Origin of the sequence: Prauserella alba, from assembly GCF_024171735.1 — a bacterium.
Lineage (GTDB): Bacteria > Actinomycetota > Actinomycetes > Mycobacteriales > Pseudonocardiaceae > Prauserella > Prauserella alba.
Window position 1 is genome coordinate 92,157 of sequence record NZ_JAMTCH010000007.1, and the last position, 20,224, is coordinate 112,380.

The following is a 20,224-nucleotide window of genomic DNA, read 5'->3' on the forward strand; positions in this document are numbered from 1 at the left end:
AGTCCGATATTCCGCGAGAAAACGCTACCCGCGTGTTGCGGACGTGCCGGCGGGTGAACGGGCCGGGAGGTCTACATGTCGAGGACACCCGCCCTTCACCCTGTCGTGTCACCGTCGGAGCCCGTGACCACGACAGTGAAGACAGCGCTCGCGCTCGGCGCGGCGGTACTCATGGCGGCTCTGCCCGCCGCGCCCACGTCCGCGGGCAACGCCCACGGAACCCCACCTCACGGCACCCCTCACTTCGACATCCAGGCCCACCGCGGCGGAATCGGCATGACCGTCGAGGGCACGCTCAAGGCGTTCGACCGCGCCCTCGAACTCGGCGTCACCACCCTCGAACTCGACGTCCAGATCACCCGCGACGGCCGTGAAGTGATCACCCACGACCGGAAGATCGATCCCGGCAAGTGCCTCGACACCGAGCCCGTCAGGCCGGGTGATCCGCAGTTCCCCTACGCGGGCAAGTACGTCAAGGACCTGACGTTCGCGCAGGTGCGCACCCTCGACTGCGGGTCGCAGCAGGACCCGCGCCACCCCGACCAGGAACTCTCCCCCGGCGAACCGATGCCCACCCTCGCCGAGTTGTTCGCGCTGGTCCGCGAGCATCGCGCCCACGGCGTGAAGTTCAACATCGAGACGAAGGTCGAGGCCGCCGCGCCCGAGGAGACCGCGCCGCGGCAGGAGTTCGTCGAGCGCGTGGCCTCGGAGGTCGAGCGCAGCGGGCTGGCGCGGAACGTCACCATCCAGAGTTTCGACTGGGGCGCGCTGATGGCGATGAAGGAGCGGATGCCGAAGCTGCCGCTCGTCGCACTGACCGAACCGGGCTTCCTCGAGGTCGGTGAGCCGGGCGCGTCGCCGTGGCTCGGTGGTCTCGACATCGACGACTTCGGCGGCAGTCCGGTGCGCGCGGCGGCGTCGTTCGGGGCGAGTGCGCTGTCGCCGGTCTACGGCAACCCGCAGGACGGTGCGGTCGGCGATCCGGACTACGTGCCGTTCACGACGAAGGAACTGGTCGACGAAGCGCACGCCGCGGGGCTCGACGTGATCCCGTGGACGATCAACGACAAGCCGACCATGCGCAAGCTCATCGACGACGGTGTCGACGGGATCATCAGCGACTACCCGAACCGGCTGCGCGAGGTCGCCGCCGAGTACGGCTTCAAACTCCCGAAGCGCTACCGCCGCTGACAGGTCCGGTCGACGCCCCCAGGGGCACCTTGGTGGCACTCAACGCCACCAAGGTGCCCCTGGGGGCTCTTCTGTACCGCTCTCTATCACTTTCTAGTCACATAGCTAGAAAGTGATAGAGAGCGGAAGACGGTTGTGGCTGGGTAGGTTTGAGGCGGAGGTCTTCTGAAGATCCTTTGGAGAGAGATCTCAGCCGACCAGAAATCGCCGACCGCGACTCCCAGTTCGACCGGAGGAACACCGATGATCCTGCGCCGCGTGGCCCGTCCCCTGCTCGCCGCCATCTTCATCACGGGTGGCCTGAACGCCATCCGCAACGCGGAGGGGCATGCCCAGGCGGCGGAGCCGTTCCTCAGCGAGAACGTCCTGCCGGTGGCGGAGGCCCTGCCTGTCGAAACGGACCCGGTCGCCGTCGTGAAGTTCGACGGCGCCGTGAAGGTCGCCGCGGGCACGATGCTCGCGCTCGGCCGCTTCCGCCGCCTGTCGTCGCTCGCGCTGCTGACCAGCATCACGGCGACGACCGTGGCCGGGCACCCGTTCTGGGAGAAGAGCGACCAGGGTGAGCGCGCCCAGGAGCAGGTCCAGTTCCTCAAGAACGCGGGGCTGGCCGGTGGTCTGATGCTGGCGATGGCCGACACCGAGGGCAAGCCGTCCGTCGGCTGGCGCGCCAAGCGCGCCGCCCGCAAGGCCCGCAAGCAGGTGGAGGACTCGACGGCGAAGGCGACCGGCGCCGTCGAGTCCGTCCTCCCGAGCTGACCCGGCGGGCTTCCACCCGTCCCCGCCGTTGTTCCGATGGCCGGATCCTGCGTAGCAGGGGTTGATCAGGGGAAGATTCGGTGCTCCCGCCCGCCGGCCCGACCACCACCCCTCAACGACACGCTGACGCGTGGCCGCACTCAACGCCCCCAAGGTGCCCTTGGGGGCGTTCGCCACGCGCCTGGGCTACTTCTCCAGGATCGCCGTGATGCCCTGGCCGCCCGCGGCGCAGATGGAGATCAGGCCGCGGCCCGATCCCTTCTCCGCCAGCAGCTTGGCGAGCGTGCCGACGATGCGGCCGCCGGTCGCGGCGAACGGGTGGCCCGCGGCGAGTGAGGAGCCGTTGACGTTCAGCTTCGCGCGGTCGATCGTTCCGACCGGCTCGTCGCGGCCGAGCTTCTCCTTGGCGAACGTCGGGTCCTCCCACGCCTTCAGCGTGGCCAGTACCTGTGACGCGAACGCCTCGTGGATCTCGTAGAAGTCGAAGTCGCCGAGCGTCAGGCCCGCGCGGTCGAGCATCCTCGGCACCGCGTACGCGGGCGCCATGAGCAGCCCCTCCTCGCCGTGCACGTAGTCGACGGCGGCCGTCTGCGAGAACGTCAGGTACGCCAGCACCGGGAGCTTGTGCGCCTTGGCCCATTCTTCGGTGGCCAGCAGCACGGCGGAGGCGCCGTCGGACAGCGGCGTCGAGTTGCCCGCCGTCATCGTGCCCTCGGGGCCGCCGAACACGGGCTTGAGCTTGCCGAGTTTCTCCGCCGTCGAGTCGCCGCGCAGGTTCTGGTCGCGGGTCTGGCCGAGGAACGGCGTGAGCAGATCGTCGAAGAACCCGGCATCGTAGGCGGCGGCGAGCCGCTGGTGGCTGGTGGCGGCGAGTTCGTCCTGGTCGGCGCGCTGGATGTCCCACGAGTTGGCCGTCAGCGACGCGTGCTCGCCCATCGAGAGGCCGGTGCGCGGTTCGGCGTTCTGCGGGATCTCCGGAACGATGTGGCCGGGCCGGAGCTTGCCGAGCAGCTTGAGCCGCTGCCCCACGGTCTTGGCGGAGTTGAGCTTGACCAGCACGCGGCGCAGGTCGTCGTTGACGGCCAGCGGTGCGTCGCTCGTGGTGTCCACGCCGCCCGCGATCGCGGAGTCGATCTGGCCGAGCGCGATCTTGTTGGCGGTGTTGACGATGGCCTGCAGGCCGGTGCCGCACGCCATCTGCACGTCGGCGGCGGGCGTCGTCGGCGCGAGCCTGCTGCCGAGCACGACCTCGCGGGCCAGGTTGAAGTCGCGTGAGTGCTTGAGCACCGCGCCCGCGGCGACCTCGCCCAGCGCCTCGTCCTGCAGCGCGTAACGGCTCACCAGGCCGTCGACGGCGGCGGTGAGCATGTCCTGGTTGGAGGCGTTCGCGTACGGGCCGTTGGACCGTGCGAACGGGATCCGGTTCGCACCGACGATCGCGACCCTGCGCGCGGTCGGCGCCTTCGGCTTGCTCGACCGGGCCTTGCCGCCGCTCGGCTTCTCCGCTGAGGTCATGACTTCCTCCTGCTGGCTGGTACTCGGGCTTCCCCGGTGCTGTGGGCGCTGGGCGGCCTGCGCACTGTCAGTGTCGGGTTGCGCTCGGGGCCCTGCGACTCCGAGTGTAACTTACTGGCGAGTAGGTTACGGTGTGAGGCAACAGGCACATCAGACGAAGGCGGTGACGCACCGATGGCGGACAAGTACCAAGAGTTCACCACGAGCGCGGTGGGCAAGTTCCTGGTTCCGAAGCTCGGCCTGCCCAACCCGCCGAAGCTGCGGCGCTACCGCCCCGGCGAGCCGCCACTCGCAGGTCCGGCCCTCATCGGCGCCGCCGCGGGCGGACGGCTCGAGAAGGCGCTCACCAAGCAGATCGGCGCCGCCGGCATCGATGTGCTCACCGAGCAGGCAGGCGACGACACCCGCTACGGCGCACTCGTCTTCGACGCCACCGGCATCAAGGATCCGCAGCAGCTGCGCGAGCTGTACGCCTTCTACCAGCCGGTGATCCGCAAGGTCGCACCGTCGGCGCGCGTCGTCGTGCTCGGCACCCCGCCGGAGTCGGCAGGCGGCCGCGAGCGCATCGCCCAGCGTGCACTCGAAGGCTTCACCCGGTCGGTCGGCAAGGAACTCAAGCGCGGCGCGACCGCACAGCTCGTCTACGTGGCCGAAGGTGCCGAGGAGGCCACCGAGTCGACGATCCGATTCCTGCTGTCGGCCAAGTCGGCGTTCGTCGCCGGGCAGGTCATCCGCGTCGGCACCGGCGGCGTGACGACCGCGACCGCGCCGGAGAACTGGGACACGCCCCTCGCCGGCAGGACGGCCCTGGTCACGGGCGCCTCCCGCGGCATCGGCGCGGCGATCGCCGAGACGCTCGCCCGCGACGGTGCCCACGTCGTCGTGCTCGACATCCCGGCGCAGGGCGCCGACCTCTCGCAGGTCGCCAACAGGATCGGCGGCTCGGCGCTGCAGCTCGACATCACAGCCGACGACGCGCCCGCGAAGCTCGCCGAGTACCTCACCGAGCGCCACGGCGGCGTCGACGTCGTCGTCCACAACGCGGGCATCACGCGCGACAAGACCCTCGGCAACCTCACGGACAAGGCGTGGGACTCGGTGCTGAGCGTCAACCTCGTCTCGCAGCTCGCCGTCAACGACAAGCTCGTCGCCGACAAGGTGCTGAACACCGGTGGCCGCATCATCGGCGTCTCCTCCATGGCAGGCATCGCGGGCAACGTCGGCCAGACCAACTACGCCGCCAGCAAGGCCGGCGTCATCGGCATGGTCGACGACACCGCGCCGCGCCTTGCCGAGTACGGCGCCACGATCAACGCGGTCGCGCCCGGGTTCATCGAGACGCAGATGACCGCGGCGGTGCCGGTCATGATCCGCGAGTTCGGCCGCAGGCTGTCGGCGTTGTCGCAGGGCGGGCTGCCGGTCGACGTCGCGGAGACCATCGCCTGGTACGCCAACCCGGCTTCGGCCGCGGTCAACGGCAACGTCGTGCGCGTGTGCGGCCAGGCCTTCCTGGGGGCGTGACATGACGGTCAAGGAGCTCGACAGCGCCCCGAACGTGGCCGCGCTGTACCCGAAGGTCGTGCTCGGCGGGCTGCGCAAGAACGGCGGTGACACGCTGCCCGACCTGGAGTTCGTGCGCACCGGCGTCGTCGCCGACCGCGACGAGCTCGCCGCCTACAACCAGGTGTGCGGGTTCCGGCTGTCCGACGAGCTGCCGATCACGTACCCGCACATCCAGGCGTTCGGCATGCAGATGGCGCTGATGGCCGAGCCGTCGTTCCCGTTCCCCCTGCTGGGGATGGTGCACGTCGGCAACCGCATCACCCAGCACCGGCCGGTCCGGCTGGACGAGGCGGTGACGCTGCGGGTGCGCGTGGCCGACCTGCGCCCGCACGAGAAGGGCAAGCAGTTCGACGTCATCAGTGAGGCGCTGGCCGGTGACGAACTCGTGTGGTCGGACGTGAGCACGTACCTGCGGCGCGGTGGCGGTTCCGGTTCGAGCGGTGGCGGTCAGCAGCTCGCGGCTCCCACGCCCGGTGCGGTCTGGCGGGTGCCCGGTGACATCGGGCGGCGCTACGCCGAGGTGTCCGGCGACCGCAACCCCATCCACCTGCACCCGCTGACGGCGAAGGCGTTCGGCTTCCCCTCGGCGATCGCCCACGGCATGTGGACGAAGGCCCGCGCGCTCGCCGCGTTCGAGGGCAGGCTGCCGGAGGCGTACACGGTGGACGTCAAGTTCAAGCTGCCGGTGCTGCTGCCTGCCAAGGTCGCGTTCACGGCGTGGCGCACCGACGACGGCAACGCCTTCGAGGTGTGGAACGCGCGCAAGCCGAAACCGCACCTGACGGGCACGATCACGCACCTGTGACGCCGGATTCCGGCGTCAGTCCGCCCGGGCGTGGAAGCGCCGCCGGTACTGCGAGGGGGAGATCGTGAACCGGGACGCGAAGTTCTGACGCATCGTCACGGCGCTGCCGAAGCCGCAGTCCACCGCGATCCGGTCGACCGGCAGCTCGCTCGTCTCCAGCAGCCGGCGCGCTTCGTCCAGTCTGCGTGCGCGTACCCATGCGGCGGGTGTCGTACCCGTCGCCGCGCGGAACGCCCGCACGAACGTCCGGGTGCTCATGTGGGCCGTGGCCGCCAGTCGCTCGACCGGGAGCGGTTCCGCCAGCCGCTGCTCGGCCCATTCCATCGAACGGGAAATCGCATCGCCTGCCGACCGCGGAGGCATCGGCCGTTCGATGTACTGCGCCTGTCCGCCTTCCCGGTGCGGCGCGATCACCAGGCTGCGCGCCACCTGGTTGGCCGCGGTCGCGCCGCGAGGCGTGACCGCACCAAATGCAGGCACGCGTCGAGCCCCGAGGCGGTGCCCGCCGAGGTGAGGACGTCGCCGTGGTCGATGTACAGCACGGAGTCGTCGAGATCGAGCTCGGGGTGCCGTTGTGCCAGCAGGTCGAAGGCCTGCCAGTGCGTGACGGCCGCCCGCCCGGCGAGCAGCCCGGCATCGACGACGGGGATCGCGCCGAGGCAGAGCCCGACGATCGTCGCGCCCGCCTCGTGCGCCGTCGTCAACGTCGTGCGCACGGCCTCGCTCGCCGGCCGGCCGTCGAAGAACCAGGACGGCATCACGACGGCGTCCGCCTTTCGGGCCTCGTCGAGTCCGGCCAGGTCGCCGACGCGGTAGCCCTCCGAGGTGCGGATGGTGTGCTGACCGTCGCTGAACAGGAACGTTTCCCAGGTCCCGAGGCCCTGGTGGGCGACCTCGTCGAAGACGAGTTGCGGCACCGAGAGGTGGAACATCGTGACGTCGTCGAACGCGTAGATCCCGATCCGCAACCTTCACCCCCGTAATGGCGTGAAGTCATCGTATATCGGCATTCACGCCACTCGCCGGTCGGCGGGAACATCACCACGATCGGTTACGCGGCGTCCTCAGTGGCGCGGCGATACCAGTCAGAGATCGATTCCGGTCCAAGGAGGACTCCCGTGACCACCCCTCGACGCGCCCTCGTCGTCATCGACGTCCAGCAGGTCTACTTCGACGGTCCGCTGGAGGTGCAGCACCCGCCGCACGCGGACTCGCTGTCCGCCATCACCCGGGCCATCGACGTCGCCGATGCCGCAGGCATCCCCGTCGTCGTGGTGCAGCACACCATGGGCGAGGACGCGCCGCTGTTCAATCCGACCCAGCCCGACTTCCAGCTGCACCCTGAGATCGCCCGCCGGCGCAGCGACGGCTGGAAACACGTCGTCAAGCAGAACAGTTCGATCTACGCAGGCACCGACGTCGCCGACTGGCTCCGCGGCCGGGGCGTCGACACGGTCACGCTGATCGGCCACATGACGAACAACTGCGTGCTGGCCTCCGCGGTCGAGGCCGAGTACCTGGGGTTCGACACCGAGGTGCTCGCCGACGCGACCAGTGCCGTCAACCTGGCCAATGACGCCGGTGTCGCGGACGCCGAGACCGTGCACAGGACACTGATGGCACTGCTCAACTCCAACTGGGCCGCGGTCGCTTCGACGGAGGACTGGACCAGGGTCGTTCAGGTGGGGCAACCGTTGCCGAAGGGCGACCTGCCCGGTTCGGCGGTCGAAGGCGCTCGGCGCGCCGCGCGGGTGTGACCGTCACGCCCGTCGCCTCGCCACCGTGAGGCGACGGGCGATCACCCGCCGAGGTGCGGACGCGAGTCAGGTCGTGAGGTGGTCGGTGACCTGCTGGGCGGCACTGCGGGGCTCGCGGCCGAGTAGCTCGCCCAGCAGCGGGGCCGGCTCCGCGTAGTGGCCGCTCCGCGCTGCTTGGAACATGGTGAGCGTCATCTCGGCCAACGGTTTCGGCGTTCCGGCTGCGATCCGGTCGGCGAGCCACTGCGCATCGTCCACGACGACGCGTTCGATCGTGCGACCGGTGGTCTCGGTCAGGATCTTGGCGAAGTCGTCGAGGGTGATGGGCGGCGCGGCCAGCGTCACGGGACCGTCGAACCGGCGGTCCCCGGCGAGGATGACCGACGCGGCCTCGGCGATGTCCGCACGATCGGTCCACGGGATGGGGCCGTCGGCCGGTTGTGCGATCACGCCGGTCTGCCGCCAGGGGCCGAGCAACTGATCGACATCGCCGAAGAAGCCGTTCCGCAGCGCGGTCCACGCGACCCCGGAATCAGCGAGTGCTGCCTCCGTGGCGGCGTGGACCGCAGCAGGCGGGTATGGGCTCCCCACCGGGTTCTGCTGGCTCGTGTAGAGGATCCGCTTGGTGCCGGCCGCGACGGCGGCCTCGATCGCCGTGCGGTGCTGGCCCAGCACGTCGGCCGACATGTCGTTGGAGCTCACCAGCAATACCTGCTCGGCGCCCTCGAAGGAGTCGCGCAGCGCGACCGGGTCGTCGTACGAGCCCTGCCGCACGCGCACGCCGCGTTCGGCGAGGTGTCGCGCCTTGCCGACGTCCCGTGCGCTGACACCGATGTGCTCGGCCGGTACGCGTTCGAGGAGGTGCTCGACGGCGGCCCCGTTGAGAGTGCCGGTTGCGCCCGTCACAACGATCATGTTCGCGACCTTTCCCAGGGGCTCGCGCCGAGGTGTATCGGCACGCCCCACGTAAGTTGACTCGTATGGTCAGTTTGTGTCGCCCGCCCACGGTAGATAATCTGACCCCTGGGGTCAACTTGCCGTGTTCGACCGGCAGGAAGGTGAGGTATGACCGACGAGCCCGTTGAGTCCGAGCCGGGTGGGTCACGGTTGCGCGCCGATGCCAAGCGCAACGCGGAGCAGATCCGCCGCGCCGCGATCGATGCGTTCCGCGGCCGGGGCCTTGCCGTTCCGCTGGAAGACGTGGCCAAGGCGGCGGGGGTGAGCAAGGCGACGGTCTTCAACAGGTTCGGCGGCCGGATCGGGCTCATCGAGGCCGTCATCGAACAACTCGTCGCCAGTGAGCTGTACGCCGTCATCGACCACGCGCGAACGATCGCGAACGCCGGCGAACGGATCGCGTACTACGTTGCCGCGATCCGCCGCCTCCAGTACCACCAACCGGCCGCCAACGACGTGCTGCTGCAGATGTATCCCGACTCGCAGCAGCTCATGGCGATCTGCCACGTGGCAGGCGAGTTCAACGCCGAGGTCATCGCCGCGGGCCACGCGTCGGGCGAGCTCCGGCCGGAGTTCGGGTCCGGTGATCTGGAGGCGCTCATTCACGACGGTGCGCTCGCGCTCAAGTACGGAACCCGGCCTTCCGCGGCCGATCACGAACGCCGCACCACGTTCCTGCTCGACGGGATCCGCCGGTCGTGACGGGTGCGGGCGGTCAGCTCGGCCGCCACACCTGCCCTTCGACGAGGTCGTTGAAGCCCAGCCAGGTCAGGTTCATCAACCACGAAGCCAGCACGCCGGGCGACAGGTCCGGGTGGTCCAGCCACCAGTCCGCCAGGGCCTCGGCGGCACCCACGAGTGCGGCCGCCATGCCCTCGCCGGAGAACTCCGCCTGTTCGCCGAGGCCCTTGCGGGAGCCTTCCGACACGACGAGCTTCGTCACCATCTCGATCGCGTGGGAGCGCAACGCCGTGATCTCGGAGGCGAACTTCCCGCCCACCGCAAGCGCCTGCTGGTGCAGCACCGTCCACGACGCGCGGTGCTCGGCGACGAAGCCATAGAACGCGCGCAGGCCCGTCCACAACTGCATGTCGGCGGCGACGTCGGCGTCGATGCCCGTCTGCACCGCGTCGATCAGCCGGTTCGCCTCGCGGCGGATGCAGTGCAGGAACAGGTCCTCCTTCGAGCCGAGATAGCTGTAGATCATCGGCTTCGACACGCCCGCGACCTCGGACACCTCGTCCATCGACGCCGGGTGGTATCCGTGACGGGCGAACACCGTGACGGCGGCGTCGAGAATCTGCTTCTCGCGCACCGCCCTCGGCAGGCGTTTCGACTTCTCCGCCTGCTGCCCGCTCTCCGTCACGCGTCCTCCCGGTCGGTGTGCCGTGTCGCCGGTGTCCCTGCGACATACCGTTGGATGACTTTACGCCGCTCCGGGTGGTCGCGTCCTGGCGATCTGGGACGTGCGGTATGCCGAGATCAAGGGCTTCGTGACCACCAATCTGGACCCTGCTCAGGTCGACCAGATGTCGACGTAGGTCGCTTCGAACGCCACCAACGCGCAGCTGGCGTCGGAAGCGACCTACGTACAGTCGAACGCGTCCGAGAACGCGACGAACGATGCCCGAGCCGGTCGAGACGAACGGGCTGATGAAGGACTTCGGCTCCGCGGTCAGGGACAACCCGATGGATCCGATCGGCCCGTTCAACAAGGCCATGGAGCCGCGGGAGAAGGCCGCCGCGGCCCACCAAGAGGCCGTGCAGGTCATGAACACCTACGACCAGAACCTCTACCGGGCGGCCTCGAAGCAGCCGGCGTTCTCCGAACCGCCGACGTTCTCGGCGGGCTCCGGTGACAAGGCAGGCTTCGGCCGCAGTTGCGATGTGATCGACGTTTCGGGCGGGGACGCCACGAGCGCGTCCGGTTACAGCGGTGGCCCGACGGGGGTGCGCCGGTGACGGGCGGTGGTCCGACCGGTGGTGGCGGCTACAACTCGCCCTCGGGTGGCAATCCCGGCGTGACCCCGACCCCGACAGCCTCTTCCGCACGGGGTGGCTACTCGGCGTTGTCCGGGCGGTAGCGGCGGGTCATCAGGTGGATGCTCCAGCCGAGGACCGCGAGTATGCCGGCTCCGGCCGTCGTCAGCGCGAGCCACGGAGCGGCGAACTGGGTCAGTATCGCCATCAACGATATGAACGCCATCGTGCCCGCGCCGAGGCCGTAGCAGTCCGCCACCATCATCCGCTGTGCCCGCGCGCTGCGTGCGGGCGTGGCCGACCACCACGCCTTGTGCGGCAGGTTGACCAGCGGCGACGAGAGCTCGACCCGGTCGATCACCCGGGTGGCGATCACGTCCACCAACACCGTGAGCCCGGCACCCACCGCGGCCATCACGGTGACGAACTCGGCCCGGCTTCCCCACCGGTCAGGACCACCCGGCCCGGCATGCAGGACCACACCATCGGCGGGAAGCACGAACCACAACACGACGAGCACCACCGCGTACAGCAGCACACTCGACCAGAACACACCTCGCACCGCACCGATTGTCCAGGCCACGCGGTCACTCTTGGCCAGTTCCCGGCAGTTCGCCCGGCGCGCCAGGTGCGACAGGTGTGTTTGCCGCGGTGTATACCCCTGAGTAACCTGACGCCGTGCCGACAGGAAGTGTGCTCGACGAGTTCGCGCGCAGCATCGACGTGGGAGTGCTGAGCACGGAGCAATTCCTCCGTGTGCTCGAAACGCTCCACATGCTGGACGCGACCGGCTCCGGAATCGAGCTCAGCTCGCTGTCCACGGAGGTGCTCGCCGAGGTCGTGGGCGCGGCCTCGAAGGAGCAGCTCCGCGCGCTGGCGCGGCATCCGCAGCTACGCGCGCTGTTCCTCGAAGAGGTGTTCCGCCGCATGGCCGACCACTTCAACGCCGAACGCGCCGGAGACGCCGACATCGTCGTGACCTGGCGTTTCCCCAATGGCGACGACCACGATCGTTACCAGACGGTCATCGAGGACGGCCGCTGCGTGTCGACCGCCGACTGCGTCCTCACGCCGGACACGACGATCACCGCGCCGTTCGAGGACTTCCTCCGCGTGGCCACCGGCAACGCGCGCCCGGCTTCGCAGTTCGTCAGGGGCAAGCTCAGGGTCAAGGGCGACTACACCCCCGCCGTCCGCATGCTCAGCTTCTTCGACCTGCCCGGCGCGGCCTGACGAGCCTCACGCCGTCGTCACGCGCTCGCGGCGTCGCCGCCGAAGCCGACGACCTCCCCGCTCTCGCCGAACACGACCGTCTCGTTGTAGGCGATCTCCCAGCGGTTGTCCTCAGGGTCGGCGAAGTAGGCCGACCTGCCGCCCCACGCGCGTTCCTGCGGCTCGGCGACGGCGCCCGCGCCCATGGCGATGGCCGCCTCGTAGGCCGCGTCGACCTGCTCGGGGCTGTCCACGTTCACGGCGAGCGTGAACCCACCGCCGTACATGCCGGCGCCGGTCTCCTCCGACAGCGCAGCCCGCGGATAAAGCGCCAGCACCACACCACCTGCCAGGAAACCCACCCAGTCGCCTCGGCTCGCGGGCAGTTCCTCCCAGCCGAGCGCCTTGTAGAAATCGCGCAGTTCCTCGACGTTGCTCACGGCGAGCGTCACGACGCTCATCCGCTGCGGCACGGCCCGCTCGGGTACTTCGGTCATGCCCAGGATTGTGCCTTCCTCCTCCTGGACGGCTGCGGCGGCCTGCGGGCGTGACCGGAGTGGGTGGTTTGTCGGGTGGACCGCTTCAGACAGTGATCACGAGCAGGATCAAAACGGGCGTCGCGTACGTTGACCCGATATGGCCGTTCTGCTCTTGCTGTACGTGATCGCCGAGGTAGCCGCCGTGTGGACGGTGGCGTCGCTCATCGGCTTCCTCCCGACGATCGGGCTGCTGATCGCGGGTGCGTTCGTCGGGTCGTGGCTGGCGCGCCGGGAAGGCGGCAAGGCGATGCGCGCGTTCAGCGCGACGGCCCGCTCCGGGAAGTCGCCGCACGAGGAGATCACCGACGGCATGCTCGTCGGCGTCGGCGGCCTGCTGATTCTGCTGCCCGGATTCGTCAGCGACATCCTCGGGCTGCTGTTCCTCGTTCCGCCGACGCGGAAGGTCGTTCGCAGGGCGTGGCTGCGCCGCGCACAGAAGCGGGCGCCGGTCGGCGGAGCCGCATACGGTGGCGCGCCGTTCGGTCCCGGCATGCGCAGCCAGGTGATCGTCGTCGACAGCGAGGTCGTCTCCGAGGGTGCGGACACCGGCGATGCGGCCCGCCGGCGCGACCCCTCCGGCGACGACCGCGAAGACCGCGACGACGGCCCACCCCGCATCATCGAAGGCTGACTCGCGCCCCGGCGGCTCGTGGGCTGCCGGAGCGCGAGTGCAGAACACGCCGTGCGGAGTGCAGGACACGCGGGTCTGAGGCAGAACACGCGCGGGGTGTTCGTCAGCCGCGGGCGTGGGCGTCCAGGAAGTGGGCGACCGCCTCGGTGACACGGGTGGCCTGCGGCACGTGCAGCCACTCGTCGGGCACGTGGGCGTTCGAATCCGGCCCGAGCGCGCCCGTGACGAGGAACTGTGCCTCCGGGTACTTCTCCCCGAGCAGGCCCATGAACGGGATCGACCCGCCCAGTCCGCTGGTGCGCCACGGCGCGTCGAACACCGTGGTGCTCACCGACTCCAACGTCGACGCCAGCCAGGGTGCCGGATCGGGCGCGTTCCACCCGTCCGCGGCCTCGACCCCCGACAGCTCGACGGTCGCGCCGTACGGCACGTCGGCGGTCAGCGCCTTCTTGATGGCTTCGAGCGCGGCGGCCGAATCGGCCGTCGGCGGCAGCCGGAAACTCAGCGCGAGCGTCGAGGCCGACCGCAGCACGTTGCCCGCGTCGGCGGGTTCGGGGAAACCGGACGCACCGATGATCGACAGCGTGGGCCGCCAGGCGTTGTTCAGCAGCAGCTCGACGTCGTCGCCCGCGACCGGTTGGGTCGATCCGTGCAGCGGGAACGTGCCCGCGACCGAGCCGGGCGGTGTCACCTCGGCGGTCGCGCCCGCTTCGGTGACCCGGTTCTGCGGGATCGACACGTTGCACTCGGGCAGCAGCACCTCGCCGGTCGCCGAGTCCTCGATGCGGTCGAGCAGGGTCCGCAGCACGCGGAACGAGTCCGGCACCACGCCGCTGGCCAGGCCGGAGTGCTGCGACGAGTCGAGCACCCGCACCGTCACGTCGACCTGCGCGAGCCCGCGCAGCGACGTCGTCAGCCACAGCCGCTCGTAGTCGTTGCCGCCGGAGTCGAGGCAGACGACGAACGTGACGCGGCCGAGCCGGTCCGACAGGTGCTCCAGGTAGGCGGGCAGGTCGGGGCTGCCGGACTCCTCGCCCGTCTCCAGCAGGACGACGGAGCGCGCGTGCATGCCCCCGCCTGCGCGGACGGCCTCGAGCGCGGCGGTCGCCGCGTAGCCCGCATACCCGTCGTCGGCGGAACCGCGGCCGTACAGTTTGTGCCCGTCGACGACCGGCGTCCACGGTCCGAGGCCCTCGGACCAGCCCCCGACCGGCGGCTGCTTGTCGAGGTGGCCGTAGAGCAGCACGGTGCCCGCGTCCTCGGCGCCGGGAGTGGCGGGGACGTCGAGCAGCAGCACCGGGCTGCGGCCTTCGAGCCGCACGACATCGATGGTCGCTCCCGGGATCTGCCGGGACTCCATCCATGCGCGTACGTGCGCGATCGCGGCGTCGAGGTGGCCGGAGGTTTCCCATTCGGGGTCGAAACCCGGTGACAGTGCCGGGATTTCGACGAGACCGGACAGGCTGGGCAGGATCTCTTCCGACCACGTCTTCTGAACGGTGTCGGCTACGGTTCGCTGTTCCACGCCGCCCATCCTGCCACTGCGAATCCGCTGCGATACCGCTGCACGCGACGGGTCCGCCGGTCAGCGCCCCCCAGCTCGGCTCACGCTCTCGCGTGCGCGTCGATGATCCGTGCGACGGCCTCGGTGACGCGTTCGGTCTGCTCCAGGTGCAGCCATTCGTCGGGCACGTGCGCGTTGTTACCGGGGCCGCGCGGTCCGGTGACGACGAACTGCGCGTCCGGGTAGGCGCGGCCGAACAGGCCGAGGAACGGGATCGTGCCGCCGAGACCGAGAGCCCGCCACGGCAGGCCGAACACCTCGGTGCCGACCTCGTCGAGCGCGGACTCCAGCCAGCCGGCGCGCGGGTTCGCGTTCCAGCCGGTGGCCGCGTCGGTGCGGCTGACCTCGACCTGTGCGCCGAACGGCGGATCGGTGGTGAGCACCCGGGTCAACGCGGCCAGTGCCGTGTCGGCGTCGACCGTCGGCGGCAGGCGGAAGCTGAGTTTCACGCTCGTGTACGGCCGCAGCACGTTGCCCGCCTCCGGCAGCGACGGCAGCCCGTCGGCGCCCGTGACCGACATCGTCGTCGACCACGTGTTCGCGAGCACCAGGTCGGCCACCTCGGCCGTGTCGGTGCGGGAGTAGCGCATGCCGTCGACGAGCGGCAGTGCCGGAGCCAGCGCGTCGCCCGCGGCGTGGACCTCGGCGAGCCGGTCGGCAGGCACCTCGGTGACGAGTTCGGGCAGCTGCAACCGTCCGGTGCGCGGGTCCTCGACCCGGTCGAGCAGTTCCCGCAGGATGCGGAAACTGCTGGGCACGAAACCGCTGGCGTGCCCGGAGTGGACGCCTGCGGTCAGCACCCGGACGGTCAGGTCGAACGAGACCATCCCGCGCAGCGAGGTGGCGAGCCACAGCCGTTCGTAGTCGGCGCCGGAGGTGTCGAGGCAGACGACGAGGCCGACCTCGCCCAGCCGTGGCCGCAGGTGTTCCAGGTAGGCGCCGAGGTCGCGGCTGCCGGACTCCTCGCAGGTCTCCAGCAGCACCACCGTGCGGGCGTGGGCGCCGCCGCCCGCGTGGAGGGCTTCGAGGGCGGTCGCCGCGGCATAGGCGGCGTAGCCGTCGTCGCCCGCGCCGCGGCCGTACAGCCGTCCGTCCTTCACCACCGGCGTCCACGGCCCCAGGCCCGCTGACCACTCGCCCGCGGCGGGTTGTTTGTCCAGGTGGCCGTACACGACCACGGTCTCGTCGGTGCGGGCGGTGCCGGTGGCGGGGACGTCGAGCAGCAGCACGGGCGTGCGGCCGGGCAGTTCGACGACCTCGGTGCTCGCGCCGGGTAGTCCGCAGGCGTCGAGGTAGGTGCGCACGTGGTCGACGGCGGCGTGCAGGTGCCGCGTCGCCGCCCACTCCGCGTCGAACGACGGCGACAGGGCCGGTATCTCGACCAGGCGGGACAGGCCTTCCAGCGCCGCCCCCGAATCGGCCGACCACCGGCCGCGGACCGTTTCCCGAATCACCGCCGTATCCATGCCGTCATCCAAGCATGCCGCGAAGGTGTGACATGGGTCGCTCATGTCTCCCACGGCCCGCGACGGTGCGGTCACCGGCCGTCGCGGCGGTGCGGGTGCGGTGCTGGCCAGGGGCGCAATGGACGCCAGACTTTCGGCGGCCTCACCGTCGGTAGTCCGAGTATTTTCCCAGTTCACGGCCGCATTCCCGACAAAGATTCGGCCACGGGCCCTCCGCAAACCTCCCCCGTTCGTGCCAGGATGACGACGTGAACCGTCACCGCCGACGGACACCGGCGCGGCCACACCACAGGTACGTGCCGGCGGTGCCGGCGGCGAGTCGCCACGGTCGCCACAAGCGGCCGAGCGGCACGACCTGGAGGAGAAACCATGCCGTCCCCAGAACAGTGGACGCGACCGGACCCGGGTGCCGGCCCCGCCGCGACAGCGGCACAGCCATCCCCGGAGCAGGTGATCGCGGGTTTGCGAGCGACGACAGAAGGCGGTGCCGAGCTGACACAGCTGCTGACACCGGAAGGTGAGCGGCTGGAGGACAGCCGGTTCGACCCCTATCTCGCCGATATCGATGCCGAGGCACTGCGCGGGCTCTACCGCGACATGGTGCTGGTACGCAGGGCCGATCGGGAATCCAACGCCATGCAGCGCCAGGGCCAGCTCGGCATCTGGGTTCCGCTGCTCGGGCAGGAGGCCGCGCAGGTCGGTTCGGGCCGCGCGCTGCGGCCAGCCGACATGGCGTTCCCCAGCTACCGCGAACACGGCGTCGCCTACACGCGCGGCGTCGACTTCCGTGAGCTGCTCGGTATTTTCCGCTGCACCGACCACTCGGGCTGGGACCCGGCCGAATACGGCTTCCACCCGTACACGATCGTCATCGGCAACCAGGTGCTCAACGCCGCCGGGTACGCCATGGGCCAGAAGTTCGACGGCAAGGTCGGTAACGCCGACGACGCCGACAACGAGGCCACGATCGTCTACTTCGGTGACGGCGCCACCAGCCAGGGCGACGTGCACGAGGGCTTCGTGTGGGGTGCGGTCTACGACGCCCCGGTCGTCTACTTCTGCCAGAACAACCAGTGGGCGATCTCCGAGCCGACGGAACGCCAGTCGCGGCTGCCGCTGTACCAGCGCGCCCGCGGTTACGGCTTCCCCGGCATCCGGGTCGACGGCAACGACGTGCTGGCCTGTCTGGCCGTGACACGGTGGGCGCTCGACGAGTGCCGCCACGGCAACGGCCCGGTGCTGATCGAGGCGTTCACCTACCGCATGGACGCTCACACCACGACCGACGACCCGACCCGCTACCGGCTGTCGGACGAACTCGAGGCGTGGAAGCTGAAGGACCCGATCGAGCGGGTGCGTGCCCACCTCGCGCGGGCCGGCAGCGGCGAGCAGGATTTCTTCGACAGCGTCGACGCCGAGGCCGACGAGTTCGCCGCGCAGCTGCGCGACTTCTGTTTCAACATGCCCGATCCGCCACCGGAACGGATCTTCAGCGAGGTGTACGCCGACACCCCGGCCGCACTGGACGCTCAGCGCGAGGAGTACTTGAGCTACCTCGCCGGTTTCGCGGGAGGTGAGCACTGATGGCGGCACCGGTCCAGTCCCCAGTGGACACCCAGGCGGCGACCACCCAGACCATGACCATCGGCAAGGCGCTCAACAACGGGCTGCGGGCGTCGATGGAGGCCGACCCGAAGGTTCTCGTGATGGGCGAGGACGTCGGCAAGCTCGGCGGTGTCTTCCGCGTCACCGACGGGTTGCAGAAGGACTTCGGCGAACACCGCGTGCTGGACACGCCGCTGGCCGAGTCGGGCATCGTCGGCACGGCGATCGGCCTGGCCGTGCGCGGCTTCCGGCCGGTGTGCGAGATCCAGTTCGAAGGGTTCATCTTCCCCGCGTTCGACCAGATCTCCAGCCAGCTGGCGAAACTGCACTACCGCACGCAGGGCAAGCTCAAGGCTCCCGTCGTGATCCGCGTGCCGTTCGGCGGCGGGATCGGCGCGGTCGAGCACCACTCGGAATCGCCCGAGTCGCTGTTCTCGCACATCCCTGGGCTGAAGGTCGTGTCGTGTTCGAACCCGGTCGACGCCTACTGGATGATGCAGCAGGCGATCAGTTCGGACGACCCCGTGATGTTGTTCGAGCCGAAGAAGCTGTACCACTCGAGCGCGCTCAAGGCGCCGGTCGACACCACGGCCACGCCCGATCCGCTCCACAGTTCACGCGTCGTCCGGCACGGCGACGCCGCCACGATCGCGGCCTACGGCCCGTCGCTGCCGGTCGCGCTCGACGCCGCAACGGCCGCCCAGGAGGAGGGCCGCAGCCTCGAGGTGATCGACCTGCGCACGCTCTCGCCGCTCGACCTCGGCCCCGTGTTCGAGTCGGTGCGCCGCACCGGAAGGCTCGTGGTCGTCAGCGAGGCGCCGTCCGAGGTGTCGCTGGCTTCGGAGGTGGCTGCGCGGGTGCAGCAGGAGTGCTTCTACTCGCTCGAAGCACCGGTGCAGCGGGTGACCGGATTCGACACGCCGTACCCGCCTGCCAAGTTGGAGGAGCACTTCGTGCCCGACCTGGACCGGGTGCTCCACGCCGTCGACAACGCGCTGGAATGGTGAGGAGGATTCATGCCTGAGTACAAGCAGTTTCCCCTCGCCGACACCGCCGAGGGGCTGACCGAGGCCGAGATCCTGGGCTGGAAGGTGCAGCCGGGCGACGAGGTCACGGTCAACCAGATCGTCGTCGAGGTCGAGACGGCGAAGGCGGCCGTCGAACTGCCCATCCCGTGGGCGGGCGTCGTGACCGAGCTGCTCGTCGAGCCGGGGCAGACGGTCGAGGTCGGCGCGCCCATCCTGACCGTCGACGTCGATCCGCACGGCGCCGCGCCCGCCTCGGGCGACGCGCCCGCCCGGCCGGCCGCCAACGGCGCCTCCGCCGCGGGCGATGCAGCTTCGGGTGAGGGCTCCGATGCGGCCGACGGCGACGAGATGAAACCGCTCGTCGGCTACGGTTCGAAGGCCGCCAGCACCAAACGACGGCCGCGCAAACCGGCGACCGGCTCCGGTGGTGGCGGCGCGAACGGCACCGCTGCGGGTGCGAACGGTTCCGCACCGGCTACGCAGGCACCCCCGCAGGCGTCCTCGCAGGCGCCCGCTCCGGCAGCCGCGCAGGCTCCGGCAACGTCAGCGGCTCCGGTGTCGAATGATCCGGCGTCGGCGTCGAATGTTGCGGGCGCGGACGTCCCGGGCGGGTACGTGCCGTTGGCGAAACCGCCGGTGCGCAAGCTCGCCAAGGACCTCGGCGTCGATCTGCGCTCGTTGACCGGTTCCGGCGACGGCGGCGTGATCACGAGGGAGGACGTGCAGCAGGCCGGTGAGGCCCCTGCGCAGCAGGCGGCTGCGCCGGTGGCTCCTGCGGAGGCGGGTGCGCGTGAGCACCGGGTGCCGATCAAGGGCGTGCGCAAGGCGACGGCCGAGGCGATGGTGCACAGCGCGTTCACCGCACCGCACGTCACGGAGTTCCTCACGGTCGACGTGACGCCGATGATGGAGCTGCGGCAGAAGCTCAAGTCCCACCCGGAGTTCGCGGGGGTGAAGCTGACGCCGCTGGCTTTCGCGGCCAAGGCCGTGTGCCTGGCGGCCAAGCGCACACCGGAGGTCAACTCGCTGTGGGACGGCGAAGCCGGTGAGATCGTGTTCAAGGACTACGTGCATCTGGGGATCGCCGCGGCGACCCCGCGTGGGCTCGTGGTGCCGAAGATCCGCGACGCCGACGGCATGTCGCTGCCCGAGTTGGCCGGTGGCATCGAGGAGTTGACGACGACGGCCCGTGACGGCAAGACGCAGCCCGCGGACATGCTGAACGGGACGTTCACGATCACCAACGTCGGCGTGTTCGGCGTCGACACGGGAACGCCGATCATCAACCCCGGTGAGTCGGCGATCCTCGCGGTCGGCGCGATCCGCGACACGCCGTGGGTCGTCGACGGCGAACTGGCCGTGCGCAAGGTGATGCAGTTGTCGCTGAGCTTCGACCACCGTGTCATCGACGGCCAGCAGGGTTCGCAGTTCCTCGCCGACGTCGGAGCGCTCATGTCCGATCCGGCGATGGCGATCACCTTCTAGGGCACCCTTCATGCCCCCAAGGGCACCTTGGTGGCGTTGAACGCCCCGAATCTTCCCCTCGTTCGACGTCGCCAAGGCCGGCCCTTGGGGGCTGCCGCGTCTCGGCGGCACCGCGTGTCCTGCACCTGCCCGTCGTCCGACCGCCACCACATGACGCGCTGACGGCCACT

At 70.0% G+C, this 20,224-nt stretch carries 21 protein-coding genes; 12 read left to right on the forward strand and 9 right to left on the reverse strand.

Annotated elements, in window-relative coordinates; all coding sequences use genetic code 11:
• Positions 1 to 171 precede the first annotated feature (171 nt).
• Together LY12_RS22425 and LY12_RS22430 are read left to right on the forward strand one after the other, a co-directional pair.
• The gene (locus tag LY12_RS22425) at positions 172 to 1,191 is read left to right on the forward strand and encodes a glycerophosphodiester phosphodiesterase family protein (protein ID WP_301303103.1); all 1,020 of its coding nucleotides are present in this window, start codon (positions 172 to 174) and stop codon (positions 1,189 to 1,191) included.
• Between the two features lie 243 nt (positions 1,192 to 1,434).
• Positions 1,435 to 1,947, forward strand: coding sequence for a DoxX family protein (locus tag LY12_RS22430; RefSeq protein ID WP_253859440.1), 513 nt, complete (start codon positions 1,435 to 1,437; stop codon positions 1,945 to 1,947).
• Positions 1,948 to 2,133: 186 nt separating this feature from the next.
• On the opposite strand, the gene LY12_RS22435 is transcribed toward LY12_RS22430, so the two are convergent.
• Positions 2,134 to 3,462, reverse strand: coding sequence for an acetyl-CoA C-acetyltransferase (locus LY12_RS22435; protein WP_253859441.1), 1,329 nt, complete (start codon positions 3,460 to 3,462; stop codon positions 2,134 to 2,136).
• Between the two features lie 174 nt (positions 3,463 to 3,636).
• On the opposite strand from LY12_RS22435, the gene LY12_RS22440 reads away from it, so the two are divergent.
• Together LY12_RS22440 and LY12_RS22445 are read left to right on the forward strand one after the other, a co-directional pair.
• Entirely contained in the window at positions 3,637 to 4,983 is a 1,347-nt protein-coding gene (locus LY12_RS22440) for a 3-oxoacyl-ACP reductase (RefSeq protein ID WP_253859442.1), read from the forward strand.
• A 1-nt stretch (position 4,984) separates the two neighbouring features.
• Entirely contained in the window at positions 4,985 to 5,830 is an 846-nt protein-coding gene (locus LY12_RS22445) for a MaoC family dehydratase (RefSeq protein WP_253859443.1), read from the forward strand.
• 15 nt (positions 5,831 to 5,845) lie between these two features.
• Here LY12_RS22445 and LY12_RS26170 read toward each other — a convergent pair whose 3' ends face one another.
• Positions 5,846 to 6,244 (reverse strand): GlxA family transcriptional regulator, encoded by a 399-nt coding sequence (locus LY12_RS26170; RefSeq protein WP_253859444.1) that lies wholly within the window; start codon positions 6,242 to 6,244, stop codon positions 5,846 to 5,848.
• Positions 6,241 to 6,798, reverse strand: coding sequence for a DJ-1/PfpI family protein (locus tag LY12_RS22455; protein WP_253859445.1), 558 nt, complete (start codon positions 6,796 to 6,798; stop codon positions 6,241 to 6,243). The genes LY12_RS26170 and LY12_RS22455 overlap by 4 nt, the downstream gene beginning before the upstream one ends.
• A 150-nt stretch (positions 6,799 to 6,948) precedes the next feature.
• On the opposite strand from LY12_RS22455, the gene LY12_RS22460 reads away from it, so the two are divergent.
• Positions 6,949 to 7,587, forward strand: a complete 639-nt coding sequence (locus tag LY12_RS22460) for an isochorismatase family protein (protein ID WP_253859446.1) — start codon at positions 6,949 to 6,951, stop codon at positions 7,585 to 7,587.
• Between the two features lie 66 nt (positions 7,588 to 7,653).
• Here LY12_RS22460 and LY12_RS22465 read toward each other — a convergent pair whose 3' ends face one another.
• On the reverse strand, positions 7,654 to 8,502 hold the full coding sequence (locus LY12_RS22465; RefSeq protein WP_253859447.1) for an NmrA family NAD(P)-binding protein: 849 nt from the start codon (positions 8,500 to 8,502) through the stop codon (positions 7,654 to 7,656).
• Positions 8,503 to 8,652: 150 nt separating this feature from the next.
• Between LY12_RS22465 and LY12_RS22470 the strand changes: the two genes are divergently transcribed.
• Positions 8,653 to 9,246 (forward strand): TetR/AcrR family transcriptional regulator, encoded by a 594-nt coding sequence (locus LY12_RS22470; RefSeq protein ID WP_253859448.1) that lies wholly within the window; start codon positions 8,653 to 8,655, stop codon positions 9,244 to 9,246.
• A 13-nt stretch (positions 9,247 to 9,259) separates the two neighbouring features.
• Here LY12_RS22470 and LY12_RS22475 read toward each other — a convergent pair whose 3' ends face one another.
• Complete coding sequence (locus tag LY12_RS22475) at positions 9,260 to 9,910, reverse strand: TetR/AcrR family transcriptional regulator (RefSeq protein WP_183781272.1); 651 nt, start codon at positions 9,908 to 9,910, stop codon at positions 9,260 to 9,262.
• 257 nt (positions 9,911 to 10,167) lie between these two features.
• On the opposite strand from LY12_RS22475, the gene LY12_RS22480 reads away from it, so the two are divergent.
• Positions 10,168 to 10,506, forward strand: coding sequence for a hypothetical protein (locus tag LY12_RS22480; RefSeq protein WP_253859449.1), 339 nt, complete (start codon positions 10,168 to 10,170; stop codon positions 10,504 to 10,506).
• A 97-nt stretch (positions 10,507 to 10,603) separates the two neighbouring features.
• On the opposite strand, the gene LY12_RS22485 is transcribed toward LY12_RS22480, so the two are convergent.
• Positions 10,604 to 11,107 (reverse strand): hypothetical protein, encoded by a 504-nt coding sequence (locus tag LY12_RS22485; protein WP_253859450.1) that lies wholly within the window; start codon positions 11,105 to 11,107, stop codon positions 10,604 to 10,606.
• A 95-nt stretch (positions 11,108 to 11,202) separates the two neighbouring features.
• Between LY12_RS22485 and LY12_RS22490 the strand changes: the two genes are divergently transcribed.
• Positions 11,203 to 11,757 carry an SCP2 sterol-binding domain-containing protein gene (locus tag LY12_RS22490; RefSeq protein WP_253859451.1) on the forward strand — a complete coding sequence of 185 codons (555 nt, stop codon included), beginning with the start codon at positions 11,203 to 11,205 and terminating at the stop codon, positions 11,755 to 11,757.
• Between the two features lie 17 nt (positions 11,758 to 11,774).
• Here LY12_RS22490 and LY12_RS22495 read toward each other — a convergent pair whose 3' ends face one another.
• Entirely contained in the window at positions 11,775 to 12,233 is a 459-nt protein-coding gene (locus LY12_RS22495; RefSeq protein WP_253859452.1) for a VOC family protein, read from the reverse strand.
• Positions 12,234 to 12,372: 139 nt separating this feature from the next.
• On the opposite strand from LY12_RS22495, the gene LY12_RS22500 reads away from it, so the two are divergent.
• On the forward strand, positions 12,373 to 12,906 hold the full coding sequence (locus tag LY12_RS22500; RefSeq protein WP_253859453.1) for an FxsA family protein: 534 nt from the start codon (positions 12,373 to 12,375) through the stop codon (positions 12,904 to 12,906).
• A 103-nt stretch (positions 12,907 to 13,009) separates the two neighbouring features.
• On the opposite strand, the gene LY12_RS22505 is transcribed toward LY12_RS22500, so the two are convergent.
• The gene (locus tag LY12_RS22505; RefSeq protein ID WP_253859454.1) at positions 13,010 to 14,440 is read right to left on the reverse strand and encodes a M20/M25/M40 family metallo-hydrolase; all 1,431 of its coding nucleotides are present in this window, start codon (positions 14,438 to 14,440) and stop codon (positions 13,010 to 13,012) included.
• Between the two features lie 71 nt (positions 14,441 to 14,511).
• Positions 14,512 to 15,936, reverse strand: coding sequence for a M20/M25/M40 family metallo-hydrolase (locus LY12_RS22510; protein WP_253859455.1), 1,425 nt, complete (start codon positions 15,934 to 15,936; stop codon positions 14,512 to 14,514).
• 369 nt (positions 15,937 to 16,305) lie between these two features.
• On the opposite strand from LY12_RS22510, the gene pdhA reads away from it, so the two are divergent.
• The 3 genes from pdhA to LY12_RS22525 are packed head-to-tail and all read left to right on the forward strand — an operon-like array spanning position 16,306 to position 20,054.
• On the forward strand, positions 16,306 to 17,520 hold the full coding sequence (pdhA, locus tag LY12_RS22515) for a pyruvate dehydrogenase (acetyl-transferring) E1 component subunit alpha (RefSeq protein ID WP_253859456.1): 1,215 nt from the start codon (positions 16,306 to 16,308) through the stop codon (positions 17,518 to 17,520).
• Complete coding sequence (locus LY12_RS22520) at positions 17,520 to 18,548, forward strand: alpha-ketoacid dehydrogenase subunit beta (RefSeq protein ID WP_253859457.1); 1,029 nt, start codon at positions 17,520 to 17,522, stop codon at positions 18,546 to 18,548. The genes pdhA and LY12_RS22520 overlap by 1 nt, the downstream gene beginning before the upstream one ends.
• 9 nt (positions 18,549 to 18,557) lie before the next feature.
• Positions 18,558 to 20,054 (forward strand): dihydrolipoamide acetyltransferase family protein, encoded by a 1,497-nt coding sequence (locus LY12_RS22525; protein WP_253859458.1) that lies wholly within the window; start codon positions 18,558 to 18,560, stop codon positions 20,052 to 20,054.
• The last annotated feature ends 170 nt before the right edge of the window (positions 20,055 to 20,224 follow it).